Source organism: Mesorhizobium sp. M7A.F.Ca.AU.002.02.1.1, assembly GCF_003998535.1.
In the GTDB taxonomy this organism is placed as follows: domain Bacteria; phylum Pseudomonadota; class Alphaproteobacteria; order Rhizobiales; family Rhizobiaceae; genus Mesorhizobium; species Mesorhizobium ciceri.
Window position 1 is genome coordinate 1 of the sequence record NZ_RZPB01000084.1, and the last position, 13,352, is coordinate 13,352.

At 61.0% G+C, this 13,352-nt stretch carries 14 protein-coding genes; 5 read left to right on the plus strand and 9 right to left on the minus strand.

Annotated features, from left to right (window positions below):
* The 6 genes from dnaN to EN879_RS08205 form a co-directional block, all read right to left on the minus strand.
* Positions 1-666 (minus strand): DNA polymerase III subunit beta (gene dnaN / locus EN879_RS08180; protein ID WP_127274003.1); only part of this gene is annotated, 666 nt, incomplete at its 3' end.
* A gap of 303 nt (positions 667-969) precedes the next feature.
* Positions 970-2,445, minus strand: a complete 1,476-nt coding sequence (gene dnaA, locus EN879_RS08185) for a chromosomal replication initiator protein DnaA (RefSeq protein ID WP_127387494.1) — start codon at positions 2,443-2,445, stop codon at positions 970-972.
* Between the two features lie 925 nt (positions 2,446-3,370).
* Positions 3,371-3,637 (minus strand): 30S ribosomal protein S20, encoded by a 267-nt coding sequence (rpsT, locus tag EN879_RS08190; RefSeq protein ID WP_013533694.1) that lies wholly within the window; start codon positions 3,635-3,637, stop codon positions 3,371-3,373.
* Positions 3,638-3,819: 182 nt separating this feature from the next.
* Complete coding sequence (locus EN879_RS08195) at positions 3,820-4,593, minus strand: enoyl-CoA hydratase (protein ID WP_013533693.1); 774 nt, start codon at positions 4,591-4,593, stop codon at positions 3,820-3,822.
* 131 nt (positions 4,594-4,724) lie between these two features.
* Entirely contained in the window at positions 4,725-5,615 is an 891-nt protein-coding gene (mutM, locus tag EN879_RS08200) for a bifunctional DNA-formamidopyrimidine glycosylase/DNA-(apurinic or apyrimidinic site) lyase (RefSeq protein WP_013533692.1), read from the minus strand.
* Positions 5,608-6,849: a phosphopentomutase gene (locus tag EN879_RS08205; protein WP_013533691.1), complete on the minus strand. Its 1,242-nt coding sequence runs from the start codon at positions 6,847-6,849 to the stop codon at positions 5,608-5,610. Before EN879_RS08205 ends, mutM begins: the two co-directional genes overlap by 8 nt.
* A 308-nt stretch (positions 6,850-7,157) precedes the next feature.
* Between EN879_RS08205 and EN879_RS08210 the strand changes: the two genes are divergently transcribed.
* A complete protein-coding gene (locus EN879_RS08210) occupies positions 7,158-8,078 on the plus strand; it encodes a PhnD/SsuA/transferrin family substrate-binding protein (RefSeq protein WP_063169997.1) in 921 nt (306 codons plus the stop codon).
* Positions 8,079-8,112: 34 nt separating this feature from the next.
* On the opposite strand, the gene EN879_RS08215 is transcribed toward EN879_RS08210, so the two are convergent.
* The 3 genes from EN879_RS08215 to EN879_RS08225 form a co-directional block, all read right to left on the minus strand.
* Positions 8,113-8,736, minus strand: a complete 624-nt coding sequence (locus EN879_RS08215; protein WP_318014161.1) for a TadE/TadG family type IV pilus assembly protein — start codon at positions 8,734-8,736, stop codon at positions 8,113-8,115.
* Between the two features lie 32 nt (positions 8,737-8,768).
* Positions 8,769-9,350, minus strand: a complete 582-nt coding sequence (locus EN879_RS08220; RefSeq protein WP_063169998.1) for a TadE/TadG family type IV pilus assembly protein — start codon at positions 9,348-9,350, stop codon at positions 8,769-8,771.
* A 137-nt stretch (positions 9,351-9,487) separates the two neighbouring features.
* Positions 9,488-9,910, minus strand: a complete 423-nt coding sequence (locus EN879_RS08225) for a pilus assembly protein N-terminal domain-containing protein (RefSeq protein ID WP_013533687.1) — start codon at positions 9,908-9,910, stop codon at positions 9,488-9,490.
* A 334-nt stretch (positions 9,911-10,244) separates the two neighbouring features.
* Here EN879_RS08225 and EN879_RS08230 point away from each other — a divergent pair, with 334 nt between their 5' ends.
* The 4 genes from EN879_RS08230 to EN879_RS08245 form a co-directional block, all read left to right on the plus strand.
* Positions 10,245-10,427: a Flp family type IVb pilin gene (locus tag EN879_RS08230; RefSeq protein WP_013533686.1), complete on the plus strand. Its 183-nt coding sequence runs from the start codon at positions 10,245-10,247 to the stop codon at positions 10,425-10,427.
* A 172-nt stretch (positions 10,428-10,599) separates the two neighbouring features.
* Positions 10,600-11,118, plus strand: a complete 519-nt coding sequence (locus EN879_RS08235; RefSeq protein WP_013533685.1) for a prepilin peptidase — start codon at positions 10,600-10,602, stop codon at positions 11,116-11,118.
* Between the two features lie 213 nt (positions 11,119-11,331).
* The gene (gene cpaB / locus EN879_RS08240) at positions 11,332-12,144 is read left to right on the plus strand and encodes a Flp pilus assembly protein CpaB (RefSeq protein WP_013533684.1); all 813 of its coding nucleotides are present in this window, start codon (positions 11,332-11,334) and stop codon (positions 12,142-12,144) included.
* The coding region (locus tag EN879_RS08245; RefSeq protein WP_164774339.1) for a type II and III secretion system protein family protein at positions 12,141-13,352 on the plus strand (1,212 nt) is incomplete at its 3' end. The genes cpaB and EN879_RS08245, both read left to right, overlap by 4 nt.

The window sequence follows — 13,352 nt, forward strand, 5'->3', positions numbered from 1 at the left end:
GGTGGTGACCGCAACATCCGGATCGTCGACAAGCTTCTGCAGCTCGCTCACCGTCTTGCGCGGAATGATGATGCCCGGCATGCCCTCGGAACCCGCCGGCGCGTCGATCTCGGCGCGCGCCAGGCGGTGGCCGTCGGTCGCCACCGAGCGCAGCTTCAGCTTGCCGCCAACCTCATGCGTGTGCAGGTAGATGCCGTTCAGGTAATAGCGTGTCTCCTCGGTGGAGATGGCGAACTGGGTCTTCTCGATCAGGCCTTTCAGGGCAACCGAGTCGAGACGGAAGATATGCGAGAAGGATCCGGCCGAAAGCTCCGGGAAGTCGGATTGCGGCAGGCACTGAAGGCGGAAGCTCGAGCGGCCGGACGTCACCGTCATGGCGTTGCCGTCCTCGTCCGTCTTCAGCATCACCTCGGCGCCATCGGCGAGCTTGCGCACGATGTCGTAGAGCAGATGTGCCGGGACCGTCGTCGCCCCGCCGCGCTCCACCTTGGCGGGCGTCGCTTCGGTCACCTCGAGGTCGAGATCGGTTGCCTTCATTTCAAGGCTGGCGCCTTCGGCGCCGAGCAGCACGTTGGACAGGATCGGTATGGTGTTTCGCCGCTCGACCACACGATGGACGTGGTTGAGCGACTTCAGGAGATTTGACCGTTCCAGGATAACACGCATGACGAAACAGGCTCGCTTGAATGAATGACGGGTCACCAGTGAGCGGCGTCCCGCGAAAGGTCTGAATAGGCTCAGAATCTGCGTAAACTGACAGGAAAAAACCAGCAAACGCAAGCCCGCGCCGCCGGTTCAGGCCGGCTACGCGGGCTTTCTGGGGATAACGCGCCCGAAGTCCGCGAGCCAGTGTCGAAAAACCGAAATCCAGATCGCTTCCAGGCGATGCCACGAGCCCGATGCAGGCCCGGCGCCGCACTGGCAAGCCATTGAATCCCGGCGTTGTTTCGGTTCGGCCCTCCCGGAGGGTCAGGCCTGATCGTTGATCAGCCGCCTCAGAAGCTCAAGTTCCTGCGCCAGCGTGTTGTCGTTGCCGGAAAGGTCCTCGATCTTGCGCACGGCATGCAGCACCGTGGTGTGATCGCGGCCGCCGAAACGCCGTCCGATCTCGGGTAGCGAGCGCGGCGTCATCACCTTCGACAGGTACATGGCGACCTGCCGCGGCTTGACGATGGTGCGCGTGCGCCGGTTGGACAGCAATTCGGTCTTCGACACATTGTAGTGACGCGCCACGATGCGCTGGATGTCCTCGATACGGACACGCTTCGGCTCGCCTGTGCGATAGATGTGGCCGAGGATTTCGTCGATCCGGTCGATGGTGATCTGCGGCTCGAAGGATTGACGGAACAAAAGCTGATTGAAGGCGCCTTCCAGCTCGCGTCCGCTGCCGGTCACGGTGCGGGCGACGTGATTGAGGATCTCCTCCGAAATGTCGAGGGATGCGTCGTCGCTCCTGGCCGTGGCAAGGCGCAATTTGAGCATGCCGAGGCGCATGGCGAAATCGGGCGCCGACATTTCAAGCGCGACACCGCCATTGAGGCGCGAACGGACCCGCGGTTCGAGCGATTCCAGTTCCGATGGTGGCCGGTCGGCAGCGACGACGACCTGCTTGGCGCTGTCGAGCAGCATGTTGATCAGGTGGCAGAATTCATGCTGGATCGACTTGCCCTGCAGGAACTGCATGTCGTCGATGATGAGCAGGTCGATGTCGCGCAGCTGCTCCTTGAGCGTCAGAGCGTTGTTGTCGCGGATCGCGGTGGCAAAGCGCCACATGAAATACTCGGCCGTGAGATAGACGACGCGCGACTTGGGGTTCTGCTTCAGCGATTCCGCGGCGATGGCCTGCAGCAAATGGGTCTTGCCGAGCCCGACGGTTGCGTGAAGGAAGAGCGGATTGAAACGCACCGCGCTCGATTGCGATTCCGCCACTGCCTTGGCGGCGGCGAAGGCCACCCGGTTCGACGGCCCCTCGATGAAAGAGCCGAACGTGTAGCGTGGATCGAGCGGTGACCCCAGAACGTTGTGGCGGAATTCGCTCTCGATGGGTGTGCCCGGACGCGGAGTCGATGCGCGCTCCACCCGGCTGGGGCTGACTGTGCCTGCGGCAAGCGCCGTCTGCGTCTGCCGTGTCACCTTGCTGCGTGCCGGCGTTACCTCTGGCTCGGCCTGGGCGCGTCCCTGACGGGTTGCCGTGCGCACGACGATGTCTATCTTGAGAAGATCGGGATCCTCCTGCTTCCACAGCTCGGAGATGAGGTCGAGATAGTGGCCGTTGATCCATGAGCGCAGGAAGGCGGTAGGCACCGAGATGCGGACAATGCCCTTGGAAGCCTCGGCGACTTTCATGCGGCCAAACCAGCTCGAATAGACTTCGGTTCCCAGGCGCGCCTTCAACTGGGTCTTGACCCGGTCGAATTTCTGTTCCGCGTCGCTGGACACCGCCATGTCGTTTGCTCCGATCAAAGTTCCAGGAAATGGGAGGTCGCCCGTAAGTTCCCTTTCGATGCCGCTCTGCATGATCTTTTCCTTGTCCTTCCGTACCTGTTTTCCGCCGGGGATGCGCCTCCTGCATCCGGTTCCGGCGACCTAAGTCTTTGCTACGATGTCCGCTGCCGCCGCCGGCAGGTGAACGTCGCCCATTATCCGTGGGAACCGGTGCCGGCCCATGGAAGCCAGTCCGCGTTGGGTATGTCAGGGCAATACAACACCGTCCGGCGAAAAGAGCGCCGGCGCGCCGTCTACCTGCCATGTCTAGTTACGCCAGTCCCCTACCGTATCGAAAAAGACAAACCAAAGCCGTCCGCGGACTTGATCCGCGTTGCAAATCCCGCCAATTTAAGCTGGCCGATTCAGGCTTGGGTTAAGAGCCAGAGCCCGTCCCTTTCGATAGATCGACACTACCGAAATCGCTGTGGATAGGGCAAGGCCACGTCTAACGGATTTTTAAGGAATCTGGTTAGTGGAGGCGGGTTCGAGTGGCATGCCGCGACGGCACATTTTAACAAAGCCATTGTGATTCAAACCCTTTTCCGGCGAATATGAAAAACCGGGCGCTGACAGAAATATTCTGAAATAATTCGCTTGACAGCGACTTCTCCCCGATCGGGCCAGTCCGGTGTGGACAAGCTGTGGATCACCATCTGTAAGCGTTTGAAAAATATAAGCTATTTTTGACAGCCAAGAATCATTAGGCCGGCGATTTTCAAGCGTGCCGATCAACAGCAGGCATGCATATGCCGGCAAACTATTCCCTATTGTGAAATCCGCATAAGACGCCGTTTCCGGACATTCTTTTTAAGTGCTTGCCGGCAAACGAAAAAACCCGGCACAAACGGCCGGGTTCGAAGAACGTCAGTCTAGGCAAGTAATGTCAGGCCGACAGTACCTTGACCCGCTGAGCCAGTCGCGACACCTTGCGGGACGCCGTGTTCTTGTGAATCACGCCCTTGGTTGCGGCGCGCATCAATTCCGGCTCCGCGATCTTGAAGGCAGCCTGTGCGGCAGCCTTGTCACCGGAGGCAAGCGCCTCTTCGACCTGGCGGATATAGGTGCGGACGCGCGAGCGACGGTTCTTGTTGATCGCTGCGCGGCGGACGATCTTGCGCGTTGCCTTTTTGGCCGAGGATGTATTGGCCATGATGCCTCTCTTCTGATCTGGTCGGCGCATGCGGGATGCCGCAGGGCGCAAAAAACAAACGGGCTGCCACAGGGCCGCCTCGGTTGGTGCGGCTTATAGTTCAGCTTTTCCGGCGCGTCAACGCTGCCTGGCCTTCTTTTTGGCGGCCAACAACCATCTTCTTCGAAGCCAAGGGATTGGCGTCAGCGGTTGGTGAAATTCGGCTTCCGCTTCTCGGCAAAGGCCGCCATGCCTTCCTTCTGATCGTCCAGTGCAAACAGCGAGTGAAACAGCCGGCGCTCGAACCGCAATCCCTCGGCAAGCGTCGTCTCGAAGGCGCGGTTGACAGCTTCCTTTGCCATCATCACCGATGGCAGCGAGAAAGCGGCGATCTTGGCCGCGGCCTTCAGCGCCTCCTCGACAAGTTCACCGGCAGGCACGACCCGCGACACCAGGCCAGAACGCTCGGCCTCGGCGGCATCCATCATCCGCCCGGTCAGGCACATGTCCATCGCCTTCGACTTGCCGACAAAGCGGGTCAGCCTTTGTGACCCGCCCATGCCTGGAATGACGCCGAGCGTGATCTCGGGCTGGCCGAACTTGGCCGTGTCGGCGGCGATGATGAAATCGCACATCATCGCCAGCTCGCAACCGCCGCCGAGTGCATAGCCCGCCACCGCCGCGATAATAGGCTTTCGCGCCCGCGTCAGTTCCTCCCAGCCGACGAAGAAGTCTTGGGCGTAGGCGTCCGCATAGGAGATGGACTGCATCTCCTTGATATCGGCGCCCGCCGCGAAAGCTTTTTCGGAACCGGTGATGACCATGGCGCCGATACCGGGATCGGCGCTGAACCCGTTCACGGCTGCCACCACCTCGGTCAGGATCTGGGAGTTCAGCGCGTTGAGCGCCTGCGGCCTGTTCAGCGTGATCAGCCCGACCTTGCCGTGCGTCTCGGTGATGATCGTCTCATAGCTCATGGCTGCTTCTCCTTGCTTACGCTCGTCTAGAGCGGTTCATCGTTTCACGGAAACGCAGAACCGCTCCATCTCCTTGTCTTGACCAATTTCGGACGGAAAACCGCCCCCGCTTTTGCTGGAATTGCTCTGACTCATCGCTGACATGTCCGGCAATAAAAGGTCGATCGGCCGCTCTGCACGACACGCTCGATGTGGCCGCCGCAACTGGGCTTGGAGCAGGCCTCGCCTTCGCGGTCGTAGACGGCGAAGGCGTGTTGGAAATAGCCCAGCGACCCATCGGTCTGCATATAGTCCCGCAGTGAGGAACCGCCGGCTGCGATCGCATCCGATATCACCGAACGAATGGCTTGCGCGAGGTGTTCGCTTTGGGCCTGGGCTTTCTTTCCGGGCCTGGCGATCGTGCCCGCCTCGCGCAGCGGCGACAGGCCCGCACGCCACAACGCCTCCGACACATAGATATTGCCGAGCCCGGCGATCAGCCTCTGGTCGAGAAGCGCTGCCTTCAGCGGTGATCTCCGCCCCTTCATCAATGAGGAAAGCAGCGCACCGTCCAATGTGTTGCCCGTAGGCTCGACGCCAAGTCCAGCCAGCATCGGATGAACGTCCGGCAGTCCTTCCGCAAACAACATGAAGCCGAAGCGGCGCGGATCATTGAAGATCACGCGCGATCGGGTACCGGCCGGAGACACGACATGGAAGACGACGTGGTCGTGATTGGAGCTCTTCGAGCGGTCGTGCCGGAAGATGCCGGGCATGTCGCTGCCATCGGCCGTCTCGATGCGGAATGAGCCCGACATGCCGAGATGGCAGATCAGCGCGGGGCCGCCTTCCAGGTCCATCGTCAGATACTTGGCCCGGCGGCCGAGTGCCGTGATCGTCTTGCCGGCCAGTCGCTGCGCGAATTTCTCGGGAAATGGAAAGCGCAGATCCGGTCGGCGCGCCTCGACGCGGGCGATGGTGGCGCCTTCCAGAACCAGCTGAAGTCCGCGCCGGACGGTTTCGACCTCCGGTAACTCAGGCATGACCGCCGATCGCCGCATAGAAAGAAGTGCCGTAGCGTCCGGGCGCCAGCCCGAGATGCTCGGCCACGGTTTCGCCGATGTCGGCGAATGTCGTTCTCAGTCCGATGTCGCCGCCCTTGAGACCCGGTCCAGTGCCGATCACCGGAACGCGCTCGCGCGTGTGATCGGTCCCGGCCCAGGTAGGGTCGTTGCCGTGGTCGGCCGTCAGGATGAGAAGATCGCCCTGCCGCAGCCTCGCAAATGCCTCCGGCAGCCGCAGGTCGAAGGCCTCGAGCGCTGCAGCATAGCCCGCGACATCGCGGCGGTGACCGAATTCGGTGTCGAAGTCGACGAAATTGGCGAAGACGAGGTCACCGTCGCCGGCATCATCCATCGCACCCAGCGCTTCGTCGAACATAGCCATGTTGCCTGCCGCCTTGCGCACTTGCGAAATTCCGCGATGGGCGAAGATGTCGCCGATCTTGCCGACGGCGATGACACGGCTGCCACGCGCCGTCAGCCGGTCGAGCAGGGTCGGTTCCGGCGGGGGCACGGCGTAGTCATGACGGTTGTATGTCCGCTCGAAAGTGGCGGTGGTTTCGCCGACGAACGGCCGCGCGATCACCCGTCCGATCCTGAGCGGGTCAACCAGCCTGCGCACCACCTGGCAGAATTCATAAAGCCGATCGAGGCCGAAATGGACTTCATGCGCGGCGATTTGCAGGACCGAGTCGACCGACGTGTAGCAGATCGGCTTGCCGGTCCGGATGTGTTCCTCGCCAAAGCGCTCGATGATTTCGGTGCCCGGCGCATGGCAATTGCCGAGAATGCCCGGCACCTTGCCTTCGCGGATCATCGCCTCGGTCAGTTCGGCCGGAAAGGCGGGAACCGTATCCGGGAAATAGCCCCAGTCGAGGCGCACCGGCAGGCCGGCGATCTCCCAATGGCCCGACGGCGTGTCCTTGCCGCTCGAAACCTCCTGTGCGGCGCCGTGAAAGGCAGTTGGGAGCAGATCCGTCCCGCTGCTGGCAAAGCCCAGCCCCGTTGCGGTTTCGGCAGCCTTGCCAAGCCCGAGCGAGGCCATCTGGGGGACAAACAGCGGTCCACTGCGAAGCCCTTCGCGATCCGCGCGGCCCTCTGCACAGGCTTCTGCGATGTGCGCGAATGTGTTGGCGCCGGCGTCGCCGTAGCGGTCGGCGTCGGCCGCTCCACCGATGCCGAAGGAGTCCAGAACGAAGAGGAAAGCGCGTGCCATCGAGTTGTTGCCAGTTTGACCGACCAGACATAGGGTTCCGCGACTTCATTGGCAATTCGGAAACCAAACGGCAACGGCTTGGCGTGATAGTCTGGTGCATGTCGCCCAAAAGTGCGCAGCGGTTTTGGGATAACGACATGCACAAACAGAGATGCATGTCGCCCAAAAGTGCGCAGCGGTTTTGGGATAACGACATGCACAAACAGAGATGCATGTCGCCCAACGGTGCGCAGCGGTTTTGGGCTGCGATATGCACAAATGCTCCGGGCATGGGCATGAATCGAGGACAACAGACCGTGGTTCCTGTCATGAGGGTTGCGCTGAAGACTTATGCCGCTCTCATGCTGGCGCAGGTCGCGCTCTGGTCAAATCCGGCGCATGCCGACTGGCGCGACGATATCGGCACGTTTCGCATCGGCATCGTTGCCGAGCCAGGCGCCGGCAACTCCGTTCCGGGGCTGGCACTGTTGACCGACGCCTACACCAAGGCCTTGGGCATGAAGGTCGAGTTTGTCGTTGCCCGCAACTATGCCGCGCTGATCGAGGCGCAGGCCAATGCCCGCATCGAATATGCGATCTATTCGGCCACCGCATATGCGACGGCCTCGCAGCGCTGCTTATGTATCGAACCGCTTGTGGCTCCGGTCGATTCAGACGGCGCGATCGGCATCCGCTCGGTTCTGCTGACGCGGGACGGCAAGCTGCCCGACCTTGCGGCGATGGACAGCCATCGTATCGCCATGGCGCCTCCTGACAGCGTCGGCGGTTCTCTCTTGCCATTGGCGGCGTTGGCGGCGGAAGGCCGCAAGATCGCGGAAGATGCACCGTTTCTGGTCCATGCCGATTCGGCCGCGGCGGCCGAGACGATGCTGGTCGACGGCAAAGCCGATGGCCTGTTCGGCTGGGTGACGGCCGCTGCCGACGGCCCGCGAGAACCGTCGGGCACGCAGGCGAGGTTGGAGGCGGCAGGGCTCTCGGTGACGGCGCTTCGGATCGTATGGACGTCGGGCCTGTTGAGATACGGCCCCCATGCGGTCCGCAGCGATCTCGACCCCGAAGCCAAGCGCCGGCTTGCCGTGTTCCTCACCAACCTCAAGTCGACGACGCCCGATATCTACGATCTCCTGGAATCGAAACATTCCGGCGGCTTCGCCACCGTGGCGCCAAAAGACTACGAGATGGCCGCTGCTATCGTGCGCTTCGTTTCGGACCGTGGGCCGCAGCAGTAGCTGGAGCGGCCTGCGCACGCCTGGCTGCCTCTGTTCAACAGTCGCTGCAAGGGATCGTCACGCTTCTGCGGGGGCGCAGAAAATAGGTTTCGCCCATGGTTATGTTGCTGAAAGCCGAGGTCAGCCCAAGCTTCTGTTGACTGCTCGCGCTCCACGCGATGACCGGCGTATAGCCGAGGTTACTTTCAACGCGGATGAGAAAAGTGTTGGCGACTCTGAGCGACGCCGGGATCGTTGTCTCGGTGGTGGCGGCGGCGCCAGGGCTGGCGACGCCGGCTACCAATTTGCGTGACCACACCACCAGTGCCCTCGTCGCATCGGCCGAGACCTGGATTGCCGTGACGGTGATGGTCGGATTTGAGCGGTTGTAGGGCTGAAGGGTGACGCTGCCGATCTGCATGATGGCGTCGACATCTGCCTTGAGGACGCTTGTCTGCTGGGTGACGAGATCGGCCACCATGCTGCCGATACGGCTGACCTTCTTGCTGGTCTCGATGGCTTGCGACGCTTCCATTGTGAGGAAATACATGATCAGCAGAATTGGCATGATCAACGCGAATTCGACCGCCGCGATGCCACGACGATCGGACCAGAACAGACTTGTTTTCCGCCAAACTCCCGTAATCATAAGATGTGCCCCCGCACGCATCATGCCCATTGCCCTTTTCTTATACTGCTCGTGCATTCCGCTCAGTTGTCGAACGGTTCGTTCTGCCAGGTCACCGATGCGAAGTGCAGCGTCTTGTTGCCGCCCATTGATTTGGCCAGCAGGTCGGTCATGATCGGCCATTTGTAAAAGACCCGCAGCATGTTCCTCGACTCCGCCGCACCCGCTGTCACTGAAAACGACTGGGTTGCGGTGCCTTTCGTCAATACGACATCGCCGTTCTGGATCTTGAAGCCGGCCGTGGCCGCATCCGCGAACGATGTATATTGGCGAAGATCCACCAGCAGTTGATTGGGACAATCCTGGGAAACGATGATCTGCAGTTTTGTGCAGATCATGTCCCGCAAGTTGGTTCCGGCGACGTCAACCGCCCTCAACTGGCCGGTGCGAAGCTTGCGCGCGACATCGTCGGTGATGTTGGCCATCACTTCCTGCGCGGCAAACGAGATGCAGCTTTCCAGAATGGCGAAGACAAGCAGCGCGAAGGGGACTGAAAGGATCGCGAATTCGATTGCCGTGGCGCCGCGCCGGTCACGAAGAAAACGGGCGAAAAACCTTGGGCATCTCACTTTGTGGTCGCCTGCGCGGCCGTATCCCTTGCTCATGTCCGATCCTGCCGATCTCTATGCGGTCTCGGAAGGACCATTAACGCAAACCGATTGAGGTCCGGTTTGGATGATCGTTAAAGTCGGCGCAGGCCTCTTAACCGGCCAATAACCGCACCGGCAGCCGGTCACGCCACCTATCGGCTGACGCTCATCTCCGCCTCGGAAGACTTCTCCGCTTCGCTCTTGTAGGAGCTTTCGCAATACGGCGTGCAGGACATCGTCTGGATTTCGGCACGCCGATAGATGCGCACCGACGAAGCAGCCTGCCGCACGACGGTAACCTGCTCATCGACGATGGGACTGCCGTCGGTATCGAGCACGACCAGATTGGTGACGCCGAAACCTTTGCCGGTGAGCACGATCGTCGAAGCGTCCTGCACGGAAGCGTCGGCGATTGCCGGGTTGCCGACCACGATGGTGTCTGCGGGACGCGACAGTTTGACGATCTTGGCCTGGTTCATCGTGACCTCGATGCCGGCGCCGGCCATGGCGGGCGCGACGAAGCTCGAGACGGCAAGAAGCGCGGCAATCAGGATTGACGATCTCGGCTGGGCCATTGAGGCGCTCCACGCAGGCGGACTGATCAACGGAACATGAACGAGATTGGTGAACCAACGGTTAAGCCTGCGATGTTGCCAATCCTGCAATGGCCGATAAGGGCGCCCCGCGAGGCGCGGTCCAGTCGGGGCGCAAGCCTGCCAAACCTGGGACTGGAAGGCGCGGCGGTACTTTAGCCCGAAGTTAACCACGCAATATGTTCGAACCGGGAAAGGAATCGGTAAGGCTGTTTCTTAAGCCGATCGAAAGAGCTTCTCCCTAGATTGGCAGCATCCGATCAACCATCACAGAAGTTGACGGAAGTGCTGTAACACGTGGAGTAGGAGCTCTCGAATGTCTAATCTCATCGCACGTTTTGTGAAGGACGAATCCGGCGCGACCGCTATCGAATATGGTCTGATCGCCGCTCTCATCGCGCTCGCCATCATCACTGGCGCCGGCACGCTCGGCAATGCGCTGAATGCCAAGTTCACCAACATTGGCAGCACCCTGAACAACGCGCCGACCGGCAGCTGATCGGCTTATCGCCGAGCACTTGCATCGCATTTTCTGGAAAAGGGCCGCCGCGTGGCGGCCTTTTTTATGCCGCTGCCAATATAGGTCGTCTTTTCGTTCCTGGCCTCATCAATCGTTAATCGAACATATCTTAGATTGAGCCCAATAAAATCGGACAATAGGCGTGGCGCCGATGCTTGAAGCCCTGATCTTCGTCGTCTTTCCGTTCTGCATGCTGTTTGCCGCGATCTCCGACATGCTGTCGATGACGATCGCCAACCGCGTGCCGGTGCTGCTCGTCGTCGTTTTCGCGCTGGTCGCGCCCCTTACAGGCATGGACTGGGCGGCCTATGGCGGACATTTCGCCGCCGGCGCCCTGGTCCTGGCCGTGACGTTCGGCCTGTTTGCAATAGGCGGCATGGGCGGCGGCGACGCCAAGCTTCTGGCCGCAACCGCGATGTGGATGGGCCTCAATGTCAATCTCGTGGAGTATCTTGTCGCCTCGACAATCATCGGCGGCCTGCTGACGCTCGCGATCATCCTCTACCGGAAGTCGATGCTTGCGGCCGTTACCGGCCAAAATCCGTTTCTGCGCCATTTCGCCGACGAGGCAAAAGGCGTTCCCTATGGCGTCGCGCTCGGCCTTGGCGGGTTGCTGACCTATCCGGACTCGCCTTTGATGATATGGGCGCTGGCCAGGCTGGCGGCCTGACCACGATATTATTTTATTGTCTGTCAGCATTGCCGAGACCCCGTTCTCAACGGGGTCGGCCCGGCTGTTTTGGCCGGTCCGGCTATAGTCCGGCTAATTTATGTAAACGTTAAATTAATCACGATCGTAAGCATTACATTAACCTTGTTTTGACGATTGCCGCTGCAAAGTCCGGCTTGGCTACGTGGTTTGCCAGGGCAAGGGTTCGGACAGATGCCAGCATCGCGATTGATAATTCTGAGCGTGGCGGTGGCCGCGGCGGGTGGCGCTGGCTATGTCGCGAAGAACATGGTGGCACCGCCGCCCCAGGTCGTCGTTGATTCCGCTCCCCAGGCCCCGGCAGTGGCACTCCAGGATGTGCTTGTGCTTTCAGGCGACGTTCCGATGGGCAGCCCGATCCAAAACAACATCGCCTGGCAATCCTGGCCCGCCGACGGCGTCAACGCGAATTTCATCACCCGCACCGCCGAGCCCGAGGCGCTGGACAAGCTGAAGGGTTCCATTGCCCGTGTGGCGATGTATGCCGGAGAGCCGCTGCGGCGTTCCAAGCTGATCGGGGAGGGGCAGAGCTTCATGTCGTCGATCCTGCCTTCCGGCATGCGGGCGGTCGCCACGGCCATCTCGGCCGACACGTCGGCCGGCGGCTTCATTCTTCCCAACGATTTCGTCGACGTCATCATGACCCGCAGGGCCGATGCCGCCAGCGGTGCCGCCGGCTTCAACACCGAGACCATCCTCAAGAACATCCGCGTCCTGGCCATCGACCAGACCATTCAGGAGGACGAGGAAGGCAAGAAGACCAGGGTGGGCCAGACCGCCACGCTGGAACTGACGCCCAAGCAGGCGGAGATTATCACCGTCGCCCAGCAGATGGCGGATCGCCTGACCCTGGCGCTGCGGGCGGTCGCGGACACGCAGGAAAAGAATGTGGGTGAGGCCGACTATCTCGTTTCCGGCAATGGCCGCAGGGGAACGGTGAGGCTGATCAAGTCGGGCGAAGTTTCCGAAGTGGGAGCAAGGAAATGAAGCTAGGTGGCAAACTGCCGGCAATCGTAGCCGCGGCATTCGGCCTGCTGCTCGTCGGAACGAATGTGCAAGGCAGCGTCGTCGAGGCAAAGAACGCGCAGGTCACGGCATCGACGGCCACCCAGCGCGTCAAGCTCGGCCTCAACAAGTCGGTGGTCATCGACCTGCCGAGCGATGCCTATGACATTCTCGTCGCCAATCCGGCGGTTGCCGATGCGGTGACCCGCACCGCAAGGCGCATCTATCTGTTCGGCAAGGCGGTCGGCGAGACGAACATCTTTGTCTTCGGCCCCAATGGCGAGCAGATCGTCAGCCTGGACCTGGCCGTCGAACGCGACGTTGCCGGCCTTGAAGATTATATCAGGCGCTTCCTGCCGACGTCGGCTGTCAAGGTGGAACTGCTGAACGACAACGTCGTTCTCACAGGAACCGTGGATACCCCCCTGGATGCCAAGCGCGCCGAACAGTTGGCGAACATGTTCGTGTCGGGTGGTGAAGCGACGACGGGACAATATTCGCAGACCGCGGCTGGCGGCTCGGCCCAGAGCGGTGTCGACATCAACAATCCGGACCAGGAGCGCCGCACCAGCCAGATCGTCAACCTGATCCAGATCATTGGCGACGACCAGGTCACGCTGAAGGTCACGGTCGCCGAAGTCAGCCGCTCGGTGATGAAGCAGCTCGGCGTCAACATGGTTGGCAGCGGCGGCAGCAACGGCATTAGTTACGGCGCAATCAGCGACAACTTCACGGGTCTCGGCAAACAGCTGTCGAATTCCGGCTTTCAAATCGGCGCTTCAGGACTGCAGGCTTATGTGAACGCTATGGAGCAGTCCGGGGTGATGAAGACCTTGGCCGAGCCGACCTTGACGGCTGTGTCGGGCGAGAAGGCAACCTTCAAGGTCGGCGGTGAATACAATATGGTCACGGGTGTCTCGGCAAATGTATCGCAAGACAACCAGACCGGCCTGAAGACCTACAGCGTCGAAAAGATCGAGTACGGCATCGGCCTGGAATTCCAGCCGGTTGTGTTGTCTCCCGGCCGCATAAGTTTGAAAGTCAGGACGTCGGTTTCCGAGCCGACAACCGAGGGATCCGTATCGTTCTCCTCAGGCGTGACGAGTCCCGGCATGAATGCCCTGTCGCTGCGCAAGCGCCTTGCCGACACAACGGTGGAATTGCCATCCGGTGGCTCCATGATGATCGCC

What these genes read in the sequence shown, in the direction of transcription:
- EN879_RS08215 (WP_318014161.1), bottom strand. Translation starts at nt 8,736, where the DNA reads ATGGGCATGATGCGTGCGGGGGCACATCTTATGATTACGGGAGTTTGG.
- EN879_RS08230 (WP_013533686.1), top strand. Translation starts at nt 10,245, where the DNA reads ATGTCTAATCTCATCGCACGTTTTGTGAAGGACGAATCCGGCGCGACC.
- EN879_RS08220 (WP_063169998.1), bottom strand. Translation starts at nt 9,350, where the DNA reads ATGAGCAAGGGATACGGCCGCGCAGGCGACCACAAAGTGAGATGCCCA.
- EN879_RS08225 (WP_013533687.1), bottom strand. Translation starts at nt 9,910, where the DNA reads ATGGCCCAGCCGAGATCGTCAATCCTGATTGCCGCGCTTCTTGCCGTC.
- dnaA (WP_127387494.1), bottom strand. Translation starts at nt 2,445, where the DNA reads ATGGCGGTGTCCAGCGACGCGGAACAGAAATTCGACCGGGTCAAGACC.
- rpsT (WP_013533694.1), bottom strand. Translation starts at nt 3,637, where the DNA reads ATGGCCAATACATCCTCGGCCAAAAAGGCAACGCGCAAGATCGTCCGC.
- EN879_RS08195 (WP_013533693.1), bottom strand. Translation starts at nt 4,593, where the DNA reads ATGAGCTATGAGACGATCATCACCGAGACGCACGGCAAGGTCGGGCTG.
- cpaB (WP_013533684.1), top strand. Translation starts at nt 11,332, where the DNA reads ATGCCAGCATCGCGATTGATAATTCTGAGCGTGGCGGTGGCCGCGGCG.
- EN879_RS08210 (WP_063169997.1), top strand. Translation starts at nt 7,158, where the DNA reads ATGAGGGTTGCGCTGAAGACTTATGCCGCTCTCATGCTGGCGCAGGTC.
- mutM (WP_013533692.1), bottom strand. Translation starts at nt 5,615, where the DNA reads ATGCCTGAGTTACCGGAGGTCGAAACCGTCCGGCGCGGACTTCAGCTG.
- EN879_RS08235 (WP_013533685.1), top strand. Translation starts at nt 10,600, where the DNA reads ATGCTTGAAGCCCTGATCTTCGTCGTCTTTCCGTTCTGCATGCTGTTT.
- EN879_RS08205 (WP_013533691.1), bottom strand. Translation starts at nt 6,849, where the DNA reads ATGGCACGCGCTTTCCTCTTCGTTCTGGACTCCTTCGGCATCGGTGGA.